Annotated in this window: 16 protein-coding genes; 11 read left to right on the top strand and 5 right to left on the bottom strand. The window is 61.6% G+C overall.

Going from position 1 to position 20650, the window contains the following annotated elements; translation table 11 throughout:
* From phoU to FJ222_05715, 6 genes are all read left to right on the top strand, one after another.
* Nucleotides 1-463 (top strand): phosphate signaling complex protein PhoU (gene phoU / locus FJ222_05690; protein MBM4163916.1); only part of this gene is annotated, 463 nt, incomplete at its 5' end.
* A 70-nt stretch (nt 464-533) separates the two neighbouring features.
* Entirely contained in the window at nt 534-1505 is a 972-nt protein-coding gene (locus FJ222_05695) for a trypsin-like serine protease (GenBank protein ID MBM4163917.1), read from the top strand.
* Nucleotides 1506-1730 carry a hypothetical protein gene (locus FJ222_05700; protein ID MBM4163918.1) on the top strand — a complete coding sequence of 75 codons (225 nt, stop codon included), beginning with the start codon at nt 1506-1508 and terminating at the stop codon, nt 1728-1730.
* Nucleotides 1724-2362 (top strand): phosphoribosylglycinamide formyltransferase, encoded by a 639-nt coding sequence (locus FJ222_05705; GenBank protein MBM4163919.1) that lies wholly within the window; start codon nt 1724-1726, stop codon nt 2360-2362. Before FJ222_05700 ends, FJ222_05705 begins: the two co-directional genes overlap by 7 nt.
* 180 nt (nt 2363-2542) lie before the next feature.
* Nucleotides 2543-6925 carry a DUF2723 domain-containing protein gene (locus tag FJ222_05710; GenBank protein MBM4163920.1) on the top strand — a complete coding sequence of 1461 codons (4383 nt, stop codon included), beginning with the start codon at nt 2543-2545 and terminating at the stop codon, nt 6923-6925.
* Nucleotides 6926-6985: 60 nt separating this feature from the next.
* Nucleotides 6986-7720, top strand: a complete 735-nt coding sequence (locus FJ222_05715) for a 16S rRNA (uracil(1498)-N(3))-methyltransferase (protein MBM4163921.1) — start codon at nt 6986-6988, stop codon at nt 7718-7720.
* Here the strand turns inward: FJ222_05715 and dnaJ are convergent, their stop codons facing one another.
* Both dnaJ and FJ222_05725 read right to left on the bottom strand, forming a co-directional pair.
* Complete coding sequence (gene dnaJ / locus FJ222_05720; GenBank protein ID MBM4163922.1) at nt 7721-8905, bottom strand: molecular chaperone DnaJ; 1185 nt, start codon at nt 8903-8905, stop codon at nt 7721-7723.
* A gap of 36 nt (nt 8906-8941) precedes the next feature.
* Nucleotides 8942-9592 carry a nucleotide exchange factor GrpE gene (locus tag FJ222_05725; GenBank protein ID MBM4163923.1) on the bottom strand — a complete coding sequence of 217 codons (651 nt, stop codon included), beginning with the start codon at nt 9590-9592 and terminating at the stop codon, nt 8942-8944.
* Between the two features lie 289 nt (nt 9593-9881).
* Between FJ222_05725 and FJ222_05730 the strand changes: the two genes are divergently transcribed.
* The 4 genes from FJ222_05730 (at nt 9882) to FJ222_05745 (ending at nt 14538) form a co-directional block, all read left to right on the top strand.
* The gene (locus tag FJ222_05730) at nt 9882-11684 is read left to right on the top strand and encodes a TonB-dependent receptor (GenBank protein ID MBM4163924.1); all 1803 of its coding nucleotides are present in this window, start codon (nt 9882-9884) and stop codon (nt 11682-11684) included.
* 108 nt (nt 11685-11792) lie between these two features.
* Nucleotides 11793-13136, top strand: coding sequence for a citrate synthase (locus tag FJ222_05735; GenBank protein ID MBM4163925.1), 1344 nt, complete (start codon nt 11793-11795; stop codon nt 13134-13136).
* Between the two features lie 22 nt (nt 13137-13158).
* On the top strand, nt 13159-14208 hold the full coding sequence (locus tag FJ222_05740) for a LysM peptidoglycan-binding domain-containing protein (protein MBM4163926.1): 1050 nt from the start codon (nt 13159-13161) through the stop codon (nt 14206-14208).
* Nucleotides 14209-14217: 9 nt separating this feature from the next.
* Complete coding sequence (locus FJ222_05745) at nt 14218-14538, top strand: hypothetical protein (protein ID MBM4163927.1); 321 nt, start codon at nt 14218-14220, stop codon at nt 14536-14538.
* A gap of 577 nt (nt 14539-15115) precedes the next feature.
* Here FJ222_05745 and FJ222_05750 read toward each other — a convergent pair.
* A complete protein-coding gene (locus tag FJ222_05750; protein MBM4163928.1) occupies nt 15116-15886 on the bottom strand; it encodes a hypothetical protein in 771 nt (256 codons plus the stop codon).
* A gap of 490 nt (nt 15887-16376) precedes the next feature.
* Between FJ222_05750 and FJ222_05755 the strand changes: the two genes are divergently transcribed.
* Nucleotides 16377-17543: an ATP-binding protein gene (locus FJ222_05755; protein ID MBM4163929.1), complete on the top strand. Its 1167-nt coding sequence runs from the start codon at nt 16377-16379 to the stop codon at nt 17541-17543.
* An 87-nt stretch (nt 17544-17630) separates the two neighbouring features.
* Here FJ222_05755 and FJ222_05760 read toward each other — a convergent pair whose 3' ends face one another.
* Together FJ222_05760 and FJ222_05765 are read right to left on the bottom strand one after the other, a co-directional pair.
* The gene (locus FJ222_05760; GenBank protein ID MBM4163930.1) at nt 17631-18383 is read right to left on the bottom strand and encodes a hypothetical protein; all 753 of its coding nucleotides are present in this window, start codon (nt 18381-18383) and stop codon (nt 17631-17633) included.
* 903 nt (nt 18384-19286) lie between these two features.
* A complete protein-coding gene (locus tag FJ222_05765; protein MBM4163931.1) occupies nt 19287-20630 on the bottom strand; it encodes an NADP-specific glutamate dehydrogenase in 1344 nt (447 codons plus the stop codon).
* Nucleotides 20631-20650 lie beyond the last annotated feature (20 nt).

The raw sequence follows: 20650 nt of genomic DNA on the forward strand, positions 1-20650 counted from the left end.
GGCCGGCGACCTGCGCTTCATCATTGGCGCGGTCAAAACGAACTCCGACTTGGAGCGACTCGCGGACGAGGCGGTGAACATCGTACAGAAGGCCGAACACCTGCTGAAGATGCCGCAACTCAAGCCATTCGAGATCATTCCCGATATGGCGGCGATCGCCCGAGGCATGGTGCGCGACAGCCTGCGCGCCTTCGTGAATCAGAACGTGGAGCTGGCCCGTGAAGTTCTTTTGCGGGATGACCGGCTGGACAGCCTCAAGGAAAAAGTGGCCGAGGTGATGAGCGTCTGCATGACTCAAGACCCGTCTTCCATCTCGCGAGCTCTTGACCTGTTGCTGATCTCGCGCTATCTCGAACGCATCGGCGATCACGCCACGAACATCGCCGAGATCACGATTTTCGTCGTGGACGGGCTGGATATCCGGCACCACGCCGACCAGAAGCGCCTGGTGCGCCGCCCGTGACGCAGGGCAGACGCAGTTTTAGTAATCAGCGCTAACCATCGCTAACCGATTGCACACTGAGGGTTAATTCTTGAAGGAGAAGCCAGGCTTCCCGCCGGCCACATGTGCCTTGGGGTACGTTCAGTGCGCCAACAATAACGCCTCGGAAGGCATTCCCTTATTGATTGAAGCGGTTCGCGCCGATGCCGGCCAGAGCACAGTCACGTCAGAGTCCTTGTACTATCTGGGGGAGGCCTACCTGAATACGGGTCGGGAGGCCGAAGCTCTTGACTGTCTGGCCACAGGGTTATTGGTCGACAAGGACCATGAGATGACGATTCACCTGATTACTCCGTTGATGAAGAAACACGGCATTGCCTACCGGGACGGCGTCGAGATCGCTCCGCCGGACGTCAACATCCTCGATTCAGCATCTTTGAAACTGAATTGGCCACCACACTGGAAGACCGAGAAGCCTCTTTCGGCGGAAGAACTGTTCGCGGTTGTGGCTCAGCGAACCGCCTCCATTAAGACCGATTCCGGCTACGGATCAGGCGTCTTCATTACAGACGACGGGTATCTTCTAACCAACCAACATGTAGTCCAAGGCCCCAGCAGTTCGATCGATGTCACCCTGTTTGCGGTCAAGAACGGGAAGGTTGAAAAGGCCGGCGTAAGCACCGCCAGTATTGTCTATGTCGAGCATGAGAACGATATCGCCCTTCTTAAGGTCAACAAGCCGCAAGCGGGACAGAAGGGACTTTCCATCAGCAAGGATGCACCTTCCACCGGAATGAAAGTGTTCGCCATTGGTTCTCCCGGAATGGGTGAACGCGTCCTGGATCAGTCTCTTACCGAAGGCATAATCAGTTCCAACCAGCGCGTCATTGAAGGACAATCATGGTTGCAGCACAGCGCGGCAATCAATCCCGGCAATTCCGGCGGTCCGTTGGTGTCCCAGCACGGCGAGATCGTTGGCCTTGTTACCATGAAAGCCAGAATGGAGAACGTCGGGTTTGCCATTCCCGCCGCACGTCTCCGTCAGATCCTCAATCAGCGCTGAATGGCGTTTTACTTTGGCACTGTGTTCGACCGGGCTGCTGACGTGAATCGTGTTGCTGGCGGGGCCATTTATAAGGCGTTTATACCAGACATCGGCGAAGCCGTCGCCTCCCCCGTGCTTGGCTGCGCCCTTCTCAAAGCAGAAAACGGAAAGCTGAAAGTGACCCATTACGCCTCTTGCAAAAAAACCTTGGAAGGTGGGGGCGGCGAGGTGCTATCATGGTAGACGTGAATGGCGAAACGAAACTGATGAGAATCGGCGTGCTGGGGTCGGGCTCGGGAAGCAACATGCAGGCGATCCTCGACGCCGTGAAGGCGGGAACGCTTGACGCCCGGGTCGTGTGCGTGATCGCCGACGTGCCGGACGCGGGCATCTTGGAGCGGGGCCGGCGGCACGGCATTCCGTCCTATTACATCGATCCCGCGCCCTACAAGACCAAGCTCGAAGGCGCCGCCGAGGCTCGCTGCATCGAGGTGTTGCGCGGGCAGGGCGTCGACACGGTCGTTCTGGCGGGCTTCATGCGGATTGTCAAGCGCGGCCTGTTGCAGGCGTTCGGCGGCCGCGTGTTGAACATCCATCCCGCGCTGCTCCCCGCTTTTCCGGGCCTCAGGGCCTGGGAGCAAGCGCTGGCCCACGGCGTCACCGTCACGGGATGCACCGTTCATTTTGTGGACGAGGGGACCGACACCGGCCCGATCATCGTCCAGCGCGCCGTGCCGGTGCAGCCGGGCGACACTGCGGCGACGTTGCACGCCCGCATCCAGACGGCCGAGCACGAGGCCTACCCCGAAGCCCTTCGGCTTCTCGCCTCCGGCCGGCTGCGGATTTCGGGTCGCGCCGTGACCGTCGCCCACTGACAGAAGATCAGCTATTCTAATTATGGTCGTCGATATCGGGATCCAAATCGAAATCGGGATCGACGGGAAAGAGGGGAATTCGATCCCGATACCGATAGCGATTTCGATTTCGACTGGCCGGATGCGATCCAAATTAGAAGTGCTGGACAGAAGATAGCTTTGACTTGCCGTCCGGGGCGGATGCGGTTACAGTATCGATTGGTTTATCCCTGCACGCGGTTACGCAAGCCGAGGACTTTTATGACGAAAGACGATGCTTCCGACCTGTCTTTGAAACGCGGTTCATTTTTTCGCCGGATCGACTGGGCAGCATTCTGGACGGCGACGATACTCTCCTTTGCCGTTTTCTTCTTCACGCTGGGGCCTTCGGTGACGCTGGAGGACTCGGGCGAACTGGCCGTGGCGGGCGATTATCTCGGCGTGCCCCATCCGCCGGGGTATCCGATCTGGACGATGTGCGCGTTTGTCTTCGCCCGCGCGTTCGAGTGGGTGACGTTTCGCGGCCAGCCGACCCCGGCGTGGAGCATCGCGATGGCCTCGGCATTCTTCGGCGCGCTGGCAACGGGGCTGACGGCGATGCTGATCACGCGTTCCGCATCGGACATTCTCAAGGATTCCCATCAGGACCTCCATGCCGCCACGGGGCGGCGCGAGGGGTGGTTCTGCTGGGCGGGTGGCGTCTCGGCGAGCCTGATCTTCGCCTTCAGCCCGGTGATGTGGTCGCAATCGACGATCGTCGAGGTGTACACCCTCAACGCCTTTTTTCTGATGCTGATTTTTCTCCTGACCTATCGATGGATGCGACGTCCGTCCGACACGGTCTTGTGGCTGACGGCGTTTGTCTTCGGTCTTGGATTGACCAACTATCAGGTGTTGCTTCTGGCCGCCGTTCCGCTGGCGATCGTGATCATCCTGCGCGATGTGGCGCTGTTCCGAGATTTCCTCATGGTGGGCCTTCCGGTGATGCTGACGGCGCATGTGCTGAAACTCGGCGCGATGATGCCCACGCCGGGGTTTTCCAAGCTCGAACCCTTTGTCGGCGCGAAGGTCGTGGCGCCTTCTGGAGCGCTGATCATCGCGGGGCTGGCGGTGGTGCTGGCGGGGTTTGCCGCGGCGCTGGTGATGCGCCGGCGGGAACCCGCAAACGAGCGGGCGCGCAACCGGCGGAACGCCGTGCCCGCCGTGCTATTCGGGATGGGGCTGTTGCTGCTCGTGATCGCAGGCATGGTCACCCATCCCCTGAACGTGCCGGGGGAGTTTGCGCCTCGCCTCGATCCGATGCGTTACTTGTGGATCGGCATTTTGGCGATTGGCGTGGTGACCGGTTCGGCATTGGCCGGGTTTGCCAAACGCGACCGATGGTCTGACCCCTGGGTCAGCGTGCCGCTGGCCGTGGCCATCGGTCTGCTGCTGGTCCTGATTCTGACGGTTGCCAATGTGCCCGCCGCGCGCCCGCTGCCGGCCGCGCCGGGGCAGCCGGTATTTTCATGGACCCTGCCGACGCTGGTTTTTCTGGGGGGCTGCGGCCTCTTGTTCCTGTTGGGGTCTTCCATACCTCAGGGGGTCTTTTACGCTCTGGCCGTGTTGGGGGTTCAGACGGCGCTCTTCGTCCTCGTTCGCAAGGGGGCGTTGCTCGGGCTCACCCACCCGACGACATGGTGGTTCCAGGTCCCGGTGTGGTGGAACTTCGGCGTGCTGGCGCTGGCTTGGCTCCTGTTGCCGCACGGCAGGCTTGTGTCGCTTTCCCTCTTTTTTGCCCAATTGGGCGTCTCGTTTTACGTCTATATGCCGATCGTCTCGGATCTGCGCAACCCGCCGATGAACTGGGGTTATCCGCGCACGTGGGAGGGTTTCAAGCACGCAATTACCCGTGGCCAATACGAGAAGATCGTCCCGTCGGCCGCCAAGCTTCTGCCGCAGTTGGGGTCGTATTTCACCGACTTGCGGGTGCAGTTCACGCTGCTGCTCGCGCCGTTGGGATTTCTGCCTTTTGCGGCCTGGCAGATGCGCGGCCCGGCATGGGGACGCAAACGGGGGTGGATCGTCTGCCTGGCGGCGCTGTCCGGTGCAGCGCTGATCTGGTTCATCAGTCTGCAGGCATGGACGCCGCAGATGGTGACCCTTTCGCAGCTGCCGGGGCTGACGGCTGTAACCCTTCCGCTCGGCGCCATCCTGCGGGGTGTGGCCGTTGCCGGGCTGATTCTATCCATCATGGGCGCGCTTGCGGCGGGGATGAAGGTGCTGCACGCGGCGATCGGACTGTTTGTGTGCTCCCTGCCGTTTGTGATTCTGGCGGGTGTTCCTCAGATCGAGCGGATCTTCGACATCACCCGCTTTGACAAGCTGTTGCTGGCCGGCGTGCTCTTGATTGCGGCGTCTGGCGGCCTTATCCTGATGCTCACGCAGTTGGATGAGCGGGTGACGAATATTGTGCATTCGGGGAACCGATCGGAGAAGCAAACCTTGGGCGTGCTCGGCGGCCTGACGCTGCTCGGGTTGTGGTTTGGCCAGATCAGTCTGTTGTCCGGAAATGACTCGAACCCGCTGCTGGCTGGCCTTCGCAGCGGCCTGAATGTAATACTGGCTGTTGCGGTTGTGGCTGTGTTGATCTGGGGACGGCGCGTCCTGGCCCGCCGGGGGGGGTTGCGTTGCGCGATGGGCGAAGTGACTCAGCAGTGGCTCATTGCGACCGTGGCCGCGTTTTTGATGATGAGCGTGCTGTTGATCGTGCTGGCCAATCCGAAGGGGGATCTCCAGGACGCCTTCATCCAGAAGGTGAAGTTCATCTCGTCGCACGGCCTGTTCGCCATCTGGATCGGTTACGGCCTGGTGTTCGGTCTGGCGGCCTTCGACGCGCTGCTGTCCTCCGTCTTGGGGCGGAACCGTGCGTCGAACCTCTCCGCCCCGACGCTGAATCCCGGCGGCCGGTTCTTATCACAGGTGATTCTCGCGGCTGCGGTAGCCGTCACGCTGGCGCTGGCGGCTATTCCGGTTTACCGCAATTACACCGATGATCGGCTGGTCTTCGAATTCGGCGGCTCGGAGCAAAACGCCAATGACTATGGCTGGCAGTTCGGCAACTACCAGTTGCGCGGCGCGGCGGCGATCACCGAGGAACTGGAGGCGACCGAAGAGCCGCTGCCCAACCCGCTCTTTCCCCCCGCGATGGAGCCGAACGCGGTCTTCTTCGGCGGCACCGATCCCGGGCGGTTTGTTCCAACCTACATGATCTACTCGGCGCGGGTGCGGCCCGACGTCTTCCTGATCACCCAGAACGCGCTGGCCGACAACACCTACATGGCCACGATGCGCGCGCTGTATGCCGATCAGATCTGGATGCCGACGACGGATGACAGCGCGCAGTCGTTCAGAATCTATGTGGATGAGGTCAACGCGGGCAAGCGGCCCCGCAATGCTGAGCTGGTGGTGGAGAACGGCCGCGTGCAGGTGAGCGGCGCGCTGGGCGTGATGGAGATCAACGGCATCCTATGCGAGATGATCTGGCGCAACAACAACTTCCGCCATGCGTTCTACGTCGAGGAGAGCTATCCCATCCAGTGGATGTATCCGTACTTCACGCCGCACGGTCTGATCATGAAGCTCAACAACGCGCCGGGGCCGCTGTCCGCAGATGTCGTCACCGCCGATCTGGACTTCTGGGACTGGTATTGGCGCCGTCTCACCCGCGATGATCGGTTCCGCCGCGACGTGGTGGCCCAGAAATCGTTCTCCAAGTTGCGCGGATCGATCGGCGGACTATACGGGGCGCATGGCCGGACACGCGAGGCCGAGATCGCGCTTCAGGAGGCGCGCATCCTCTATCCGCCCAGCCCGGAGGCAAACTTCAAACTGGCGCAAGATGTTCTGCTGCGGCAGGGGCGCACGGCGGATGCGCTGGACGTGATCGGCACGTTGGTTCGGCTCGATCCCAACAACGCCTCGGCCAATGCGTTTTTCAGCACGATCTCCCATTATGATACGACGGAGCGGGAGCTGCGCCTGCTGCTGACCGAGGCTCAGCAAGGCGGATCGATGCCGCTGGAGAAGACACTGAAAATCGCCCAATGCTACCGCGAGCTCGGCAATATCGAACAGTCGGCGCGGGTGCTGGAGCATCTCGCAAGTTTGGACGGGCTGCCCTGGAACGTCATGCTGGAGGTCGGCATCCAGCTTGCCGAGGGACGGAAGGCCGAAGCCGCAGAACGCGTGCTCGATCGTCTGATGGTGCAACCGCTCCCCAAGGAGTTCCCGCTTGAGGGATACATCCGCATTGCCCGGGCCTACGACATCTGCGGCCGCACGGAGAAGATGATCGCACCCGTAAAACGCTATCTGCAGGCGGAGCCGGGCGAGTGGCGCGTGTGGATCACGCTGGCTGTGGCCTACCAAAAGTTAAAGATGGAGGGGAACGCGCTCGGTGCCTTGCAGCGCGCGCAGGACCTCGGCCGATCACAGGCGATGCAGGCGGCTTATGAGATACCGAGTCTGAGACCACTGGTGCAGCAGCTCGCGCAGCAGGGCCGGGGGGCCGGTGCCCTGGGGTTGCCGGGGCTGCCACGATAGGATTCCGCTTTTAGTTTTCAGCTTTCGGCTTTCAGCTATTTCCACGGAGGCGACGCCGCCATGCTCCGACAGTTCATGGATACCCCGCGGCTTCTGGCGGACGGGTGCGTGCTGGATCGGGACGAGTCGCACCACCTGATCCGGGTGCTGCGCGTAACGCCGGGCGACGGGGTCGAGGGCTTTGACGGTGCCGGGCTGATCCGCCCGTTGCGCGTGGCGCGTGTGGCCCGGAACGAGGTCGGGCTGGAACCCGCGGGCGTTGCCGTGGCGCGTCCGAAGCCCGCCTGCGCGATTACGCTCTTCGTCTGCATCAGCAAGGGAAACCGAATGGACTGGACCGTGGAAAAGGCGGTCGAGACCGGAGCGTCTCGGATCGTGCCGGTGCTTTCCGCCCGGACGGTGGTGCGGCTCGACGCGCAGGAAGGTCTCGATAAGCGGCTGCGGTGGGAGCGGGTCGCGCGCGAGGCGGCCCGGCAATGCGGCGCAGCATGGGTGCCTCAGATCGAGGCGCCGCTGGCCTGCGACGCCAGCACGGCGCTCGTCGCCGAATCCGCGCCGGTGCTGATCGGGGCGTTGCGCCCGAACACACCGCTGTTGCGCGAGGCGTTGGAGGCTTTTCCCGAGCGGCCCGCCCACGCCGGCTGGTTCGTCGGCCCTGAGGGCGATTTCACAACCGACGAATTGGACCGGCTGATCGCCGCTGGCGCGATTCCGGTCGCCTTGGGTGGCTTGGTGCTGCGCGCCGAAACCGCCGCACTCTACGGACTGTGCGTCATCGGCAGCCGCTGGCTGTAGCTAGCGCTTCTGACGCAGCGCATCCCGGTTGGCGAAGAAGGTCTCGGAGGCCTTTCGCATCCGCTCGGCCTCTGGAAATACGGAGGGCTCGCAGGAATCGCGGAACTCCTCAAGCAGCTTGCGCTGTTTGGACGAGAGATGGACCGGAACCTCGATCACGATGCGCACATTGAGATCGCCGGTGCCACGCCCTTCGACGCTGGGAATGCCCTTGTCGCGGAGGCGGAACACCTTGCCGTTGGGCGTGCCGGGCGGGAGGCGGATTTCGGCGAACCCTTCCGGCGTCGGAACTTTGACCGTGCCACCGAGGGCGGCATCGGCCGGCGAGACCGGCACGGTGCAGGTGAGATCATCGCCCTGCCGGTCAAACAATGCGTGGTCGCGCACGTGAAGCACGACGTAGAGGTCGCCCGGGCCGCCGCCGCGAAGCCCCCCCTCTCCCTTGCCGGGAAGCCGGAGCCGCGAGCCGGTCTCGACGCCGCGCGGGATGCGCAGGGTCAGCTTGCGGCGCGCCTTCATGCGGCCTGAACCGCCGCACTTCGTGCACGGTTGGCGGATCATCGTTCCTTCGCCGTGGCACACGGGACAGGGTTGCCGGATCTGGAAGAAGCCGCCGCCGGCGACGACGAAGCCGTGACCGCCGCACTGGCGGCAGGCTTCGCGCTTGGCCCCGGCGGCCGCGCCGGTTCCGTGACACAGGTCGCAGCCGTCATTCACCGGGATGTCGATCTCACGTTCGGAGCCGAACGCCGACTCCTCGAGATCAATCTCGATATCAAAACGGAGGTCATTGCCGCGTTCCTCCTCGGTGCGCGATCGCCGGCCGCCGCGGCCGCCAAACATGTTGCCGAACGTGCCCTCGCCACCTCCGCCGAACAGGTTGCCGAGGATGTCCTCAATGTCCGACATGTGCGTGAAGTCGCGGCCGAAGTCAAAGCCTCCCGGACCGAACGTGGACTTCATCCCCTCATGGCCGTACTGATCGAACTGCCGGCGTTTCTTCTCATCGCTCAGCACTTCGTAGGCCTCGGAAACCTCGCGAAATTTGACTTCGGCCTCTTTGTTGTTCGGGTTGCGGTCGGGGTGGTATTGCATGGCCAGCTTGCGATAGGCCTTCTTGATCTCGTCGGCCGAAGCGGTTTTGCCGATCCCCAGCACCTCGTAATAATCACGTTTTACAGCCATGGTTCACTATCCGGTAAGCAGGGTTCTGTGCGATGTTCAGACGGCGGCTGGCGCGTCGGCCGAGTCGGGCGTCGGGTTGGCCGGTCCGGAAGAAATCATCACTTGAGCGGGCCGGAGAAGCCGGCCCGCGAGACTCCAACCCTTGCGGAGCTGGATGGAGACATGTCCGGCCGGAACCACATCGGATGGCGTTTCGTTCAGAGCCTCATGCCGTCCGGGATCGAACGGCTGGCCGACTGCGTCCTCGGGCCTGGCATCAAACTTGGCCAGAGCGGCGTGAATCTGATCGGCAACCATGCGCACGCCCGTGACAAAGGGATCGGTCGAGTTGGCTGCGGCGGTCAACGCCAAGTCGAGATGGTCGATCGCGTGGAGGAGTTCGAGAATCAGCGCCTCGTTGGCGCGCTTGACGACCTCCTCGCGCTCGCGCACCTGGCGCTTCCTGAAATTGTCAAAATCGGCCATCAGCCGCGCATAGCGGTCCTTGACGGCGGCCAGCTCAGCGACCAGCGGATCAGGCGGCGGCGCTGACTCCTGAGCGGTCGCCGGTTCCACGGCCGGCTCATCCGCAGCAACGGCTGCGGCCGCCTGCCCGTTGGTCACGGCAGCCGCATCGGCATCGGTGGATTGCTCTTCCTGAATCGCCGTTGATTCGTGTCCCTGATTCTTTTTCTTCGATGAAAACATGGTTGACCTGAGTCTCCTGAGTGTCGAATGAGGCAGACATGATACGGCGAATCACGCGGGGCGTCAAACACTCAAAATTTCTTAGTGGTCAGAGGCTCGATGAGGTCCGCTTTTGGAGCGGGGTTTCTGGGGAGGCGCGTGCAAAACCTCCTTCGTCGGTTCTGCACGCGCAGTATTCAGAAGCCAGTATTCAGAATTCAGTTCGTAAACCCTGTATATTTGCATGGTTGACAATCTGTTAGGAACGGTCTATCGTTAGCGTTTTTTCACCTACCCGGAGTTCAGTGATATGCACCTACTACGTGTGATTCTCGGTTGCTTCGCCATGGGGTTGGTTGGGTCTGTCAGAGCGGAGGCCGACGCGGTGACCGAGTGGGCGATCGCGGTGGAGGGACGGCTGTTGCGGGAGATTTCGCTGGCGGATGACGCCTGGACCGTCGTGCCGCTGCTGGAGACGCTGCCCGAAGTCTCCGTGCGCAACCAGGGCTTCGGAGGTGCGCAGACCGACATCAGCGTCCGCGGCGGCGCATTCAATTCCAGCGGGCTGCTGCTCGGCGGGCTGGCCTTACGCAATCCGCAGACCGAGCATTTTCAATGCGACCTGTCGGTTCCGGACGGAACGTTCCGCGTCCCGGACGTGCTGACCGGCCTGGAGCGGTTCGCCGTTTCATCCGGGCATCCGTCTGGGGCGGTGGCGCTCGATTTCGCTGAGATTGAGGTGGGCGGACTCGCTGCGGCGGGCATCGGCGAGGCGGGACACCAACTGGCGCGCATCCGCCACGGCACGCGTTGGAGCGATGGTGGGGCGTCGTTCGGGGTCGCAGGATTCGCCGGAGCAGACCGGACGGACCGGACGGACGGGCAGCCTGACAACTTTCTGCGGCGCTGGACTTACGGGGGGCGCGGGGACATCCTGACCGACGCGGGGCGATTCGATCTGCTCGCCGTCGGCACGGTCCGGGAATTCGGCGCGCGCGGCTTTTACGGCACGCCTCTGGGTCTCCCCTCGGAAGAGCGGGTGGAGGATACGCTCATTCTGGCCGGAATCAGCGGCGGCGACCGCTCCGAGGACCGGGCCGGCCGGCTGACCGCCGCGTTCCGCCGGACCGAAGACGCCTACTGGTACCGGGGCAAGCCGGCGGGCAATCCGAGTCGCCACGTCTCGGATGTCTGGGCGCTGCACGGCGATGGCGTGCTCCCTCTGGACGGCGGGTTCCGATTGGCGGCGCGTGGCGATGCGACGGCCGAGCAGGTCACCAGCCGGAGTTTGGGCGACCATGAGCGGGGGCAGCTCTCGGTGGCGGTGTTGCCGGGCTGGCGGCGCGGCGCGTGGGAGTTGACCGCTGGCGGTGCGGTTGAGGGGTGCAGCGATGATCGGCCCGCCTGGCTGCCCGCCGCAGGCGCAGTGTGGCGTCCGACGGAGGCGCAGCAGGTGTTTCTCTCCTACAGCGAAGCGGTGCGCCAGCCCTCCTACACCGAATACAACTACAACAATCCATCCTCGCTGGGCAATCGCGGTCTGGACCGGCAGCACACGCGCATGACCGAGGCGGGCTGGCGCGGCTCTTGGAACGACATCGCGGGAGGCATCACCGCGTTCGCCGAGCGAGGCCAGAACGTGGTGGACTGGGTTCGGCTGCTGCCAGCCGACACCGTCTATCGCGCGGTCAATCTCAACACGGTTGACAGCTCTGGCCTCACGGCGGACGCAGTCGTGGCGGTGGACTCTTCGCTGGATCTCCTGCTTTCGGGGACGCTGCTGCGTAAAACCTGTGACGCGCCGATCTACGCGAGCCGCTATGCGCTGGACTATCCAGAACAGCACCTCCGGTTGGATGTGCGCTGGAAGCCGACGCAGGTGTGGGATGTCCGGATCTGGCAGGGCATCGGGCGAATGGCTGAAAACCCGTTGCGCCGGGATGGGCGCACGCGCGTGGACGCAGGCGGCGAGATTCGCTGGCGGGTGCCTCAGCTCACCGACCTGTCGCTGGCGCTGGGCATCGCAAACCTGTGGAATAGCCGATTCGAAACATACGCCGGACAGCCCCAGGCGGGCCGACGGGTTTACACCGTCGTCGACTATCGCTGGTGAGAAAATCAGAACGCGCATTTTCTTGTGCAATTGACGGCGTGGCGATAGTTGTGTATAGTTCGATTCGCGTGCACGTTCAAGCCGCAGTTCAACCTCCAAGAGGCCACGATGGAAGATACGATCATTCAGGAATATGCAGAGAAGGTGCGGGCGACCGGAACGATTGACCCGCAGTTGTACGTCGATTACAACGTCAAGCGCGGCTTGCGTAATGCCGATGGCACAGGCGTGCTGGTTGGCCTGACCCGCGTCGGGGCTGTCCACGGCTATATCATTTCTGAAAACGAGAAGGTGCCGGTTGCCGGCCAGTTGATCTATCGCGGAGTCAATGTCGAGCAACTCGTGGCCAGTTGCGAGGCGGAGGGGCGCCCCGGCTTCGAAGAGAGCGCCTACCTGCTGCTGTTTGGCGAACTGCCGACGGCGTCCGAGCTGGCGCAATGGGGCCGGGTTCTGGACGCCGCGCGGCGGCTGCCCGACGGATTCAAGGAGGCCGCGATCATCCGAGCCCCCGGCAACGACATCATGAACAGTCTGGCGCGGGCCGTTCTGACCGCGCACATCTACGACGAGCGCCCCGACGACCTCTCGCTCGCCAACGTGCTCCGGCAATGCATCAACCTGATCGCCCGCTACCCGGTGATGGCGGCCTATGCGTATCAGGCGAAAGCCCACTACCACCTGGGCAAGAGCCTGTTCCTGCGCCATCCCGAGGACGGCAAGTCCACGGCTGAAAGCTTCCTGATGATGATCCGTGAAGACGCCCATTACACCCGGTTGGAGGCCGATCTGCTGGATCTGAGCCTCATTCTGCACGCCGACCACGGCGGCGGCAACAACTCGGCATTCACGACGCATGTCGTCGCCTCGGCGTACACCGATACCTATGGCGTGCTGGCTGCGGCGACGCTCTCGCTCAAGGGCCCCCGCCACGGCGGCGCTAATCGGCGGGTGATGGATCAAATGGCCGAGATCAAGTCGAACGTGAAGAAATGGGATGACGCGGGCGAGGTTGCGGACTACCTGCACAAGATTCTCGACAAGCAGGCAGGCGACGGCACCGGGCTGTTGTACGGCCTCGGTCACGCGGTCTACACCATTTCCGATCCGCGCACCGATCTGCTTCGCGAGAAGGCCCGGTTGCTGGCCAAACAGAAGGGGCGCGAGGACGAGTTTGCGCTGTACGAGCTGATCGACCGGATCGGCCCCGACGTGTTCAACAGCGGGCGGGCGAAGAAAAAGGTGCTGTGCACGAATGTTGATTTCTATTCGGGCTTTGTCTACGACATGATGGGCATCCCGAGCGATTTGTTCACGCCCATCTTCGCGATTTCCCGCGTCGTCGGCTGGTGTGCGCACCGGCTCGAGGAGCTGGTCAACGGCGGGCCTATCGTCCGACCCGCCTTCAAGTCCGTCAGCCAGAATCGCGAGTATGTGCCGATAAGCGCCCGCTAGACGCTGACAGGGAGATGGATTGATGATCGCAGTCTCAAACTACCGGGCGGCGGTGGCCGTGGCGCTGCTGCTGTCTGCGGGATGCGCCCGATCGGTGGGCGACGCCGATGCGCGCGACCGCGCCACACCGGCGTTTGACCGGGCGATCCGGACTGAGCATTCTGGAAAACTGGACGAGGCGATCACTCAGTATGAGCAGGTGTTGCTGGATCACCCACGGATGGTTTCCGCACACCTCCACCTCGCGCTGCTGCTTCACGATCACCGGCAGGATTATTATGGGGCGGTTTATCATTACCGGCAGTACCTCAAACTGCGTCAAGGGGGGGAGAAAGACGAGTTGGTTCAGGGGCGCATCCGCCTAGCCGAGCAGCTTCTGGCCGCGCAGTTGTTGCGCCGGGTTGGGGACTTGGCGGGAATCGCCCAGTCGCGTCTGACCGAGCAGGTTGACACCCTGAGCCGGCGTGTCACCGCGCTGGAGGGGGAGAAGACGGGGTTGATCGATGAAAAGGAGAAGCTGACCCAGTCCCTGCAGACATCCGAACGGGAGGCTCAGCGGCTGCGCCACCTGCTGAAAAGCATGCAGATCCCGGATCAGCCGACCGCCGCGACTGAAACGCGGCCCGGCGCACAGATCACGGCCACGCGGGATGAGCAGGCGGTTCGTGAACCCGCCGCCTCGGCCGCGCCGTCTGTCTCCCGCAGCGCGATCACGGCCGCGCGCGAGGAGGCCGCGCGGTTAATGAGCGGGACGCCGCCGCCCAAAAACCCGGTCGCGCCCGTCCGCACGACTGAGCCGGTGCCACCCCAACCAGCCGCTGTGCCCCCCCCTGTGCCCCCCAAACCGGTCGCCGTGGCCGTTCCTGAAGTCCCGAAACCGGTCGCCGAGCCTGCGGTGAAGCGCAAACCGGAATTTCGGACGTACGTCGTTCAACCGGGCGACACGCTTTTTAGAATTGCCGAGCGCCACTACGGCGACGGCTCCAAATGGACGACGGTTCGGGATTCCAACAAGAGCCGAATCAGTTCTGACGGCCGCGTGCGAGTTGGTCAGATCCTTCTGATACCCTAAGGTGCAACGATGTCACGACGCAGGGCCAGCCTTTTCCGATACGGCCGGGACGCGGGCGAAGTGCTGTTGGGCGGCGGCGTGCAGCGGGTGTGGCGTCTCGACACACGCGAGGATTCCAACGACCGCGGCATGTTCGTCTTTTCGTCGACGGATCGGCATCTCCGTCGCCGCGCGCATAAACTGGGCCACTACATCTTTGCCGGCGGGCTGCGGCAGCATGGCTGGTCGGTGGCTGACGATCTGGAGGGCCAGCGCCGACGCCTGGCCATCCGGATCATGCTGGCGCTGGCCGGTGCCTGGCTGCTCTTGCGCGGGCTTCCACTCGACTGACCGGGGGAGCGTTGGGGGACACTGGGTATCTCCAGGGTGCGACTATCAATCGATCCGGCCGAGTAGAACTACGGCATCCTGCCGCTGCCGAACCTCGCAACCCAGGTCGTGGCTGCCAACACGCTGCGTGACCTTCACGAGTGGGCCTATGCGCGGGTGATCGAAGATCTGAAAGTATGAAGAAGAGCCGGGCTTTGACTCGCTTCGCTCGGTAAAGACCTGGCGACAAATCAATGCACGACGCATCGGCAAGCGAAGCGAGTCGATGCTTACGGACAGGACGAGTGGATGAAAAGCCCGAGGCTACCTGAGCAACACCACCAAGCCATGCAGCGGGCCATGGAACTGAGTCGCGGCGGCGATCCGGCGGCGCTTTCCGAACGGGTCGGACTGCTGAGGTTGCCCTGCCTACGCCCCTAGCCCGGACCACCGGAACGAGGGAAGACCGAACGATGGAAGACCCTAGGGAACGATGGGAGACCCGTCCCTAGAGTTGAACGTCGAAGTCATCCTACGCCTGACTGAGGGCGCGCTTCGACTTCTGGGTTGATTGGTGAATGGCCATGAAATTTTCGACTTACGGCGGGGCAGGCGTTGGGATCGACGCCTTGTTAGCGCTTTCCTTGTTGGGCGTGTCGAAAAGTGGATAATCGTGCAGCCTCTCGGAGAGGCTCGCGTAGAGATCTGTTTCCCAATCAATCCCACGTACCTCGGGCGGTGAGACTCCGCGACGGAAATCAACAGGGGAAATGATGATGGTCGCATTGCGATGTCCGTTCTTGGCGATCAGATAGAACAGCTCCTCGATAGCCTGATCGCCAATCGGTATGCATCCTATGGTCGCACTCGATCCGTGAATAAAGATGTCGAATCCCAACCCTTCCCGGCCATCCGCAGCTGCCATTTCCCGATCAAATGCATTCGGGTATTCGACCTTGATGGAAAGATGAAATGAGCTGTTCGGGTTCAAATACTCTATCCGGTAAACACCTTCAGGAATCTGCCCATCTCCCTCTCTAAGCTTAGGGCCAAGCTTGCCTGAGAAGCCCGTAAACGGATACGAACGGACAAACTCCCAACCGGTTCCCCGCTGTTTCCAAAGTTCAAGGCGTTGTTCTTCCTTGAAGGCGAGAATGCTCATCGGCTCACCCTTGGTGAGTGCCTCAAGATCCTGAAATCGCTCGTTCATAAGAGGTTCGAGCTCGCGGAGAACCTGCTTTACTGTCTTCTCACCGGCTAGGCGAGCCTTGATTGGGCGCCATAGGCCCCCGCCGAAGTGATAAAAAAGGACGAGACCGAACGTCGCGGCGAGGGCAACCAGATAAGGCTTTCGCGGGAGCAGATTCATTATTTCACTTGCCGATTATTGTGTGCTGGGTATGCCCGGTTGCTGGTCGGTACGCTTCGCGAGCGTACCCGCTTTCTGAAACCGCTGCACGGAAAAGCAGCATAACAGAAAAACGGGCGCAGTTTAAAGAGCAAAGTCCGAAAGGATCAAAAGTCAACGAGGGACTGCAAGGCCCGCAGCAATTCTCATTATGAAACGATTGAGTCACCGGGGTCGGGGTCGGTATCGGAATCGGCATCGAATTTCCGTTGGTTTTATCGATACCGATACCGACCCCGACGCCGATGGTGCCATCTCCAAGATGAGAATTGCTGGCAAGGCCCGTCCCTTGTCGGCCTTCGGTGGATGACTTTACTTATCTATTGAGTATTTTTACTCATCCACTGAGTATTATTGACAAGCCCGGTCTGAAAATGCGATATTCTCCGGCATGCAACAGGAAGTCAGGACACTGTTTCAACGAGGCATTGTCAACGATCTTGAGGCGGCCATGCGCCACCCACGTCAATTGATTCAAGTCATCGTCGGGCCACGCCAGGTGGGAAAGACAACCGCAGTCTCGCAGTTGCTGCAACGCATGGGATGGCCCAGTCATATCGCGGCTGCGGACACGGCTCTGCCGCCGGGGCCGGAGTGGATCGAGACGCACTGGAGCATGGCCGCCGCGCTGCCTGCCATGACCGAGGCGCCGGCCATTCTCGTCCTTGACGAAATCCAGAAGGTTCGCGGGTGGAGCGAAGTCGTGAAACGGCTGTGGGATGAATCCATCCGTGCCGGACGGCCCCTGCAGGTCATCCTCCTGGGGTCTTCCGCGCTGCTTCTGCAGCGAGGCCTCGCAGAGAGTCTGGCCGGCCGTTTCTTCCTGCACCGCTGTCCCCACTGGAACTGGACGGAATGCCGCCAGGCGTTCGGATGGGAACTAGACCGGTGGCTGCATTTTGGCGGATATCCAGGGGCAGCCCCGTTCGCCGACGACGAGAACCTGTGGAAGCGCTATGTGGCGGACAGTCTCGTGGAGCCTGCCATCGCGCGGGACGTCCTGCAACTGCAGACGGTTCACAAGCCGTCGCTGTTGCGCCATCTCTTCGCCTTCGCCGCCGCATATCCGGCACAGTTCGTGTCGTACAACAAAATGCTCGGCCAGCTTCAGGATGCCGGCAACACCACGACCCTCGCCCACTATCTGAAGCTGCTGGAGACCGCCTTTCTCGTCAGCGGACTGGAACTCTATTCCGCCGGTCGCGGCACCCGTCGCGGCAGCAGCCCAAAACTGGTGCTTCGGAATTCCGCCCTGATCCATGCGTTGTCACGCCTCTCGTTTGCCGAGGCGCGCGGTGATGGAGCGTGGTGGGGCCGGGTGGTCGAGAATGCGGTGGGCGCGCATCTCCTCAACTACCTGCCAGAGCCGACCTGGAGCGTCACGTATTGGCGCGATGGCCAAAAGGAAGTGGATTATGTCGTCACGCAAGGCCAAGAGGTCTGGGCGGTTGAGGTGAAAAGCGGCCGGACCGGGCGATTGAGCGGTCTGGCCGCCTTTCGCGTCCGCTATCCCCATTCGCATGCGCTGCTGGTGGGCAGCGATGGCATCCCTCTCCAAGACTTCTTCGCACGACCGCCAGCCGACTTCTTCACCAGTCGCCACACGAAGACAGCATGATGGACGATTGAGAAATCTCTCCTCGTCAACCGGTCCTCCCATCGTTGTCAAGATCATTGTCCCTCCAGCAGGCCGTTGTTCGGGATGTTATTCTCCCCTGTTGATTTGCGCCAGATCAAGTTTCCATGCTTTGAGATAGGCATTGATGTATGCGTCATCAATCCCATCGCGTTTCAATCGCTTGAGATACTCGACCTTCCAAGCATTCGCCTGTGTGGTCTGCTCGGCAGTCAGCGGTTCGATGATCAGGCGGGGATCGACTTGGAGTCGCGCGATGTGGTTCGATATGACTGAAGGGTGATGTCTCCAGGAGGACATCATTGTCTGGTACTCCGAACGCTGTTCAAGAACGTAAGCCCAGAATAGGGCGTTAGACGTAAGCGCTTCATTTGGAAATCCAAAATCACGGAGATGATAGCGGGCAGCCTCGACGGTCTTTTGTGGGGCGTCCGACTTGAGACGCAGCCGTGCTGCATATGTTGGATCATGAGCCAATAGGTACTGGTCGTGGACCATGCTTCGCCCGTAGGAGCGCTGTTCTCGCTCGATGTATGTTGGCGGCAGCGGATGAGTCTTGGTGAACTTGTCCCAGAAGGCACGCTCCCGCTCCGTGTACAAGTACCGGATAGATGGTCCGCTATCGGGACCACCGATACCATCGCTGTGGGTGTTTCGGTCGCTATGATTATGCAGTGAGGGGTCATCGTATGGAATTGGGGGATAGCCACGTCCATGGCGTGCGGCTTCGGACTCAGACACCTCGTCATGCCATACGACCTTGTCAGCCCAGAACCGCCTCGGCTCCAACCTGTTTCCCCACCAGTAGGTCTGTTCGGCCATGAGCGAATCACGCGGATACTTGGTGTCATCGGGGAGTCGCCCAGCGAATTGAAGTTGCCAGAAGCGTGGACAAACACAGTACGGATGAGTGACGACGTACGTGAGCACAAGCACAACCGCACACCCGATGATCCACCGATGGCGGCGTATATGTATGGGGCTTGTTGCGCGCGACAACATGATGAGACTCAGTGCTACCAGCGACACCGAGAACGCCCATACGAAGTAGCCGGGACGAACTATCGGAAAAGTCACAGTGGCCGGCGAGAACCACAACGCTGGCATACAGATCAAGAGAACGATCCAAACTGCTCTCGCGCGGCCTCTGAGAATCCGCCGAAGGGCAAGAGGGGACAACAGAACGGCAAGAAGCGCAACACCATGGAATGGGAACGCCCACGCGAAGATCAGTGCCAACAATCCCGCCTGCCAGCCAATGCAAGAAGATGTACAGGGCAGAACCGCAGAAAGCAAGAAGAGCGACAGGCCGATCCCGTAGGTTGTCAACAGTAATCGTTTAGCGTGTAATCGTTTAGCGTTCATCCTCTTGGATTCCCGAACAGCCAGCGCCAGTGTTCGGCGAGAGTGAAACACATTCGATTAGCCATTGCAACAGCAATTCTCATTTTGGGTTCATCCTGCCGGTCGAAATCGAAATCGCTATCGCTATCGGTATCGGGGTCGGGGTCGAAATCTCTTGTTTTTCATCGATCCCGATCCCGATTTCGACGACCATAATTGGATTTGCTGCCATTGCAAGGACAGAACAAGTGAGAGTCTCATTCCTGTTGCCCATCCGGCCGCAGGCCGGTGGCCCGACCGAACCCCGAACATCCAATAAAAAAACGGCGCCTGCCGTTACAGGCAGGCGCCGCGTTTTTTATCTGTTTCAATCCCGACCGTTTACACGAGTCCCTGTTCGATCATCGAGTCGGCGACCTTGACGAAGCCGGCGATGTTGGCGCCCATGACGTAGTTGTCGGGCTGGCCGTATTCGGTCGCCGCGGCCCGCGAATTGTCGTGGACCGACTTCATGATTCCCTTGAGCTTCGCGTCAACCTCGCTGCGCGACCACGCGAGGCGCATCGAGTTCTGCGACATTTCCAGCCCGGAGGTGGCGACGCCACCGGCGTTGGCAGCCTTGCCCGGCCCGAAGAGGAAGCCCTTCTTGAGGAAGACTTCGACCGCTTCCGGGGTGGACGGCATGTTGGCGCCTTCGGCGACCAGCGTGCATCCGTTGGCCGCGAGCGCCTTGGCGTCCTCGCCGGTCAGCTCGTTCTGCGTCGCGGAGGGGAACGCGCAATCGCACGGCACGCTCCACGGCCGCTGACCGTCGAGATATTTCGCGCCCTTGACCTGCTTCACGTATTCGGAGATGCGCCCGCGCTTGGCATTCTTCAACTCCATCACCCACGCCAGCTTTTCGGCGGTGATGCCCTCGGCGTCCACGATCGTGCCGTTGGAGTCCGAGAGCGTCACAACCTTGGCGCCCAGCTCGTTCAGCTTCTCAACGGTGTACTGCGCGACGTTGCCGGACCCGGAGACGGTGCAGACCTTGCCTTTGAAATCCTGCTTGCGCGTGGCGAGCATGTTCTGGGCGAAATAGACGCAGCCATAGCCGGTGGCCTCGGGGCGGATCAGCGAGCCGCCCCACTTCAGCCCCTTGCCGGTCAGCACGCCGGTGAACTCATTGGCGAGCCGCTTGTACTGGCCGAACATGTAGCCGACTTCGCGGCCGCCCACTCCGATGTCGCCAGCAGGCACATCGGTGTTGGGACCGATGTGGCGGAACAGCTCGGTCATGAACGACTGGCAGAAGCGCATCACCTCGGCATCGCTCTTGCCCTTGGGATCGAAGTCCGAACCGCCCTTGCCGCCGCCCATGGGCAGCGTGGTCAGCGAATTCTTGAACACCTGTTCGAAGCCGAGGAATTTAATGATCGAGAGGTTCACCGACGGATGGAAACGAAGTCCGCCCTTGTACGGGCCAAGCGCCGAGTTGAACTGAACACGGTAGCCGCGGTTGAGGCGCATCTTCCCCTGGTCGTCAAACCACGGGACGCGAAACAGAATCGCCCGCTCCGGTTCCACGATCCGCTCCAGAATGCCGTTCTGCTCATATTTGGGATTGCTCTCCATCACGGCCGAAATCGTTTCGAAGACCTCGACGACCGCCTGACAGAATTCCTTCTGATCCTGATTTCGCTTGAGGACGCCCTCAAGCACGCACTTGGTGTAACTATTCATTCGCTATGCTCCCTGATTGT

The organism is Lentisphaerota bacterium (genome assembly GCA_016873675.1).
Taxonomy (GTDB): Bacteria; Verrucomicrobiota; Kiritimatiellia; order RFP12; family JAAYNR01; genus VGWG01.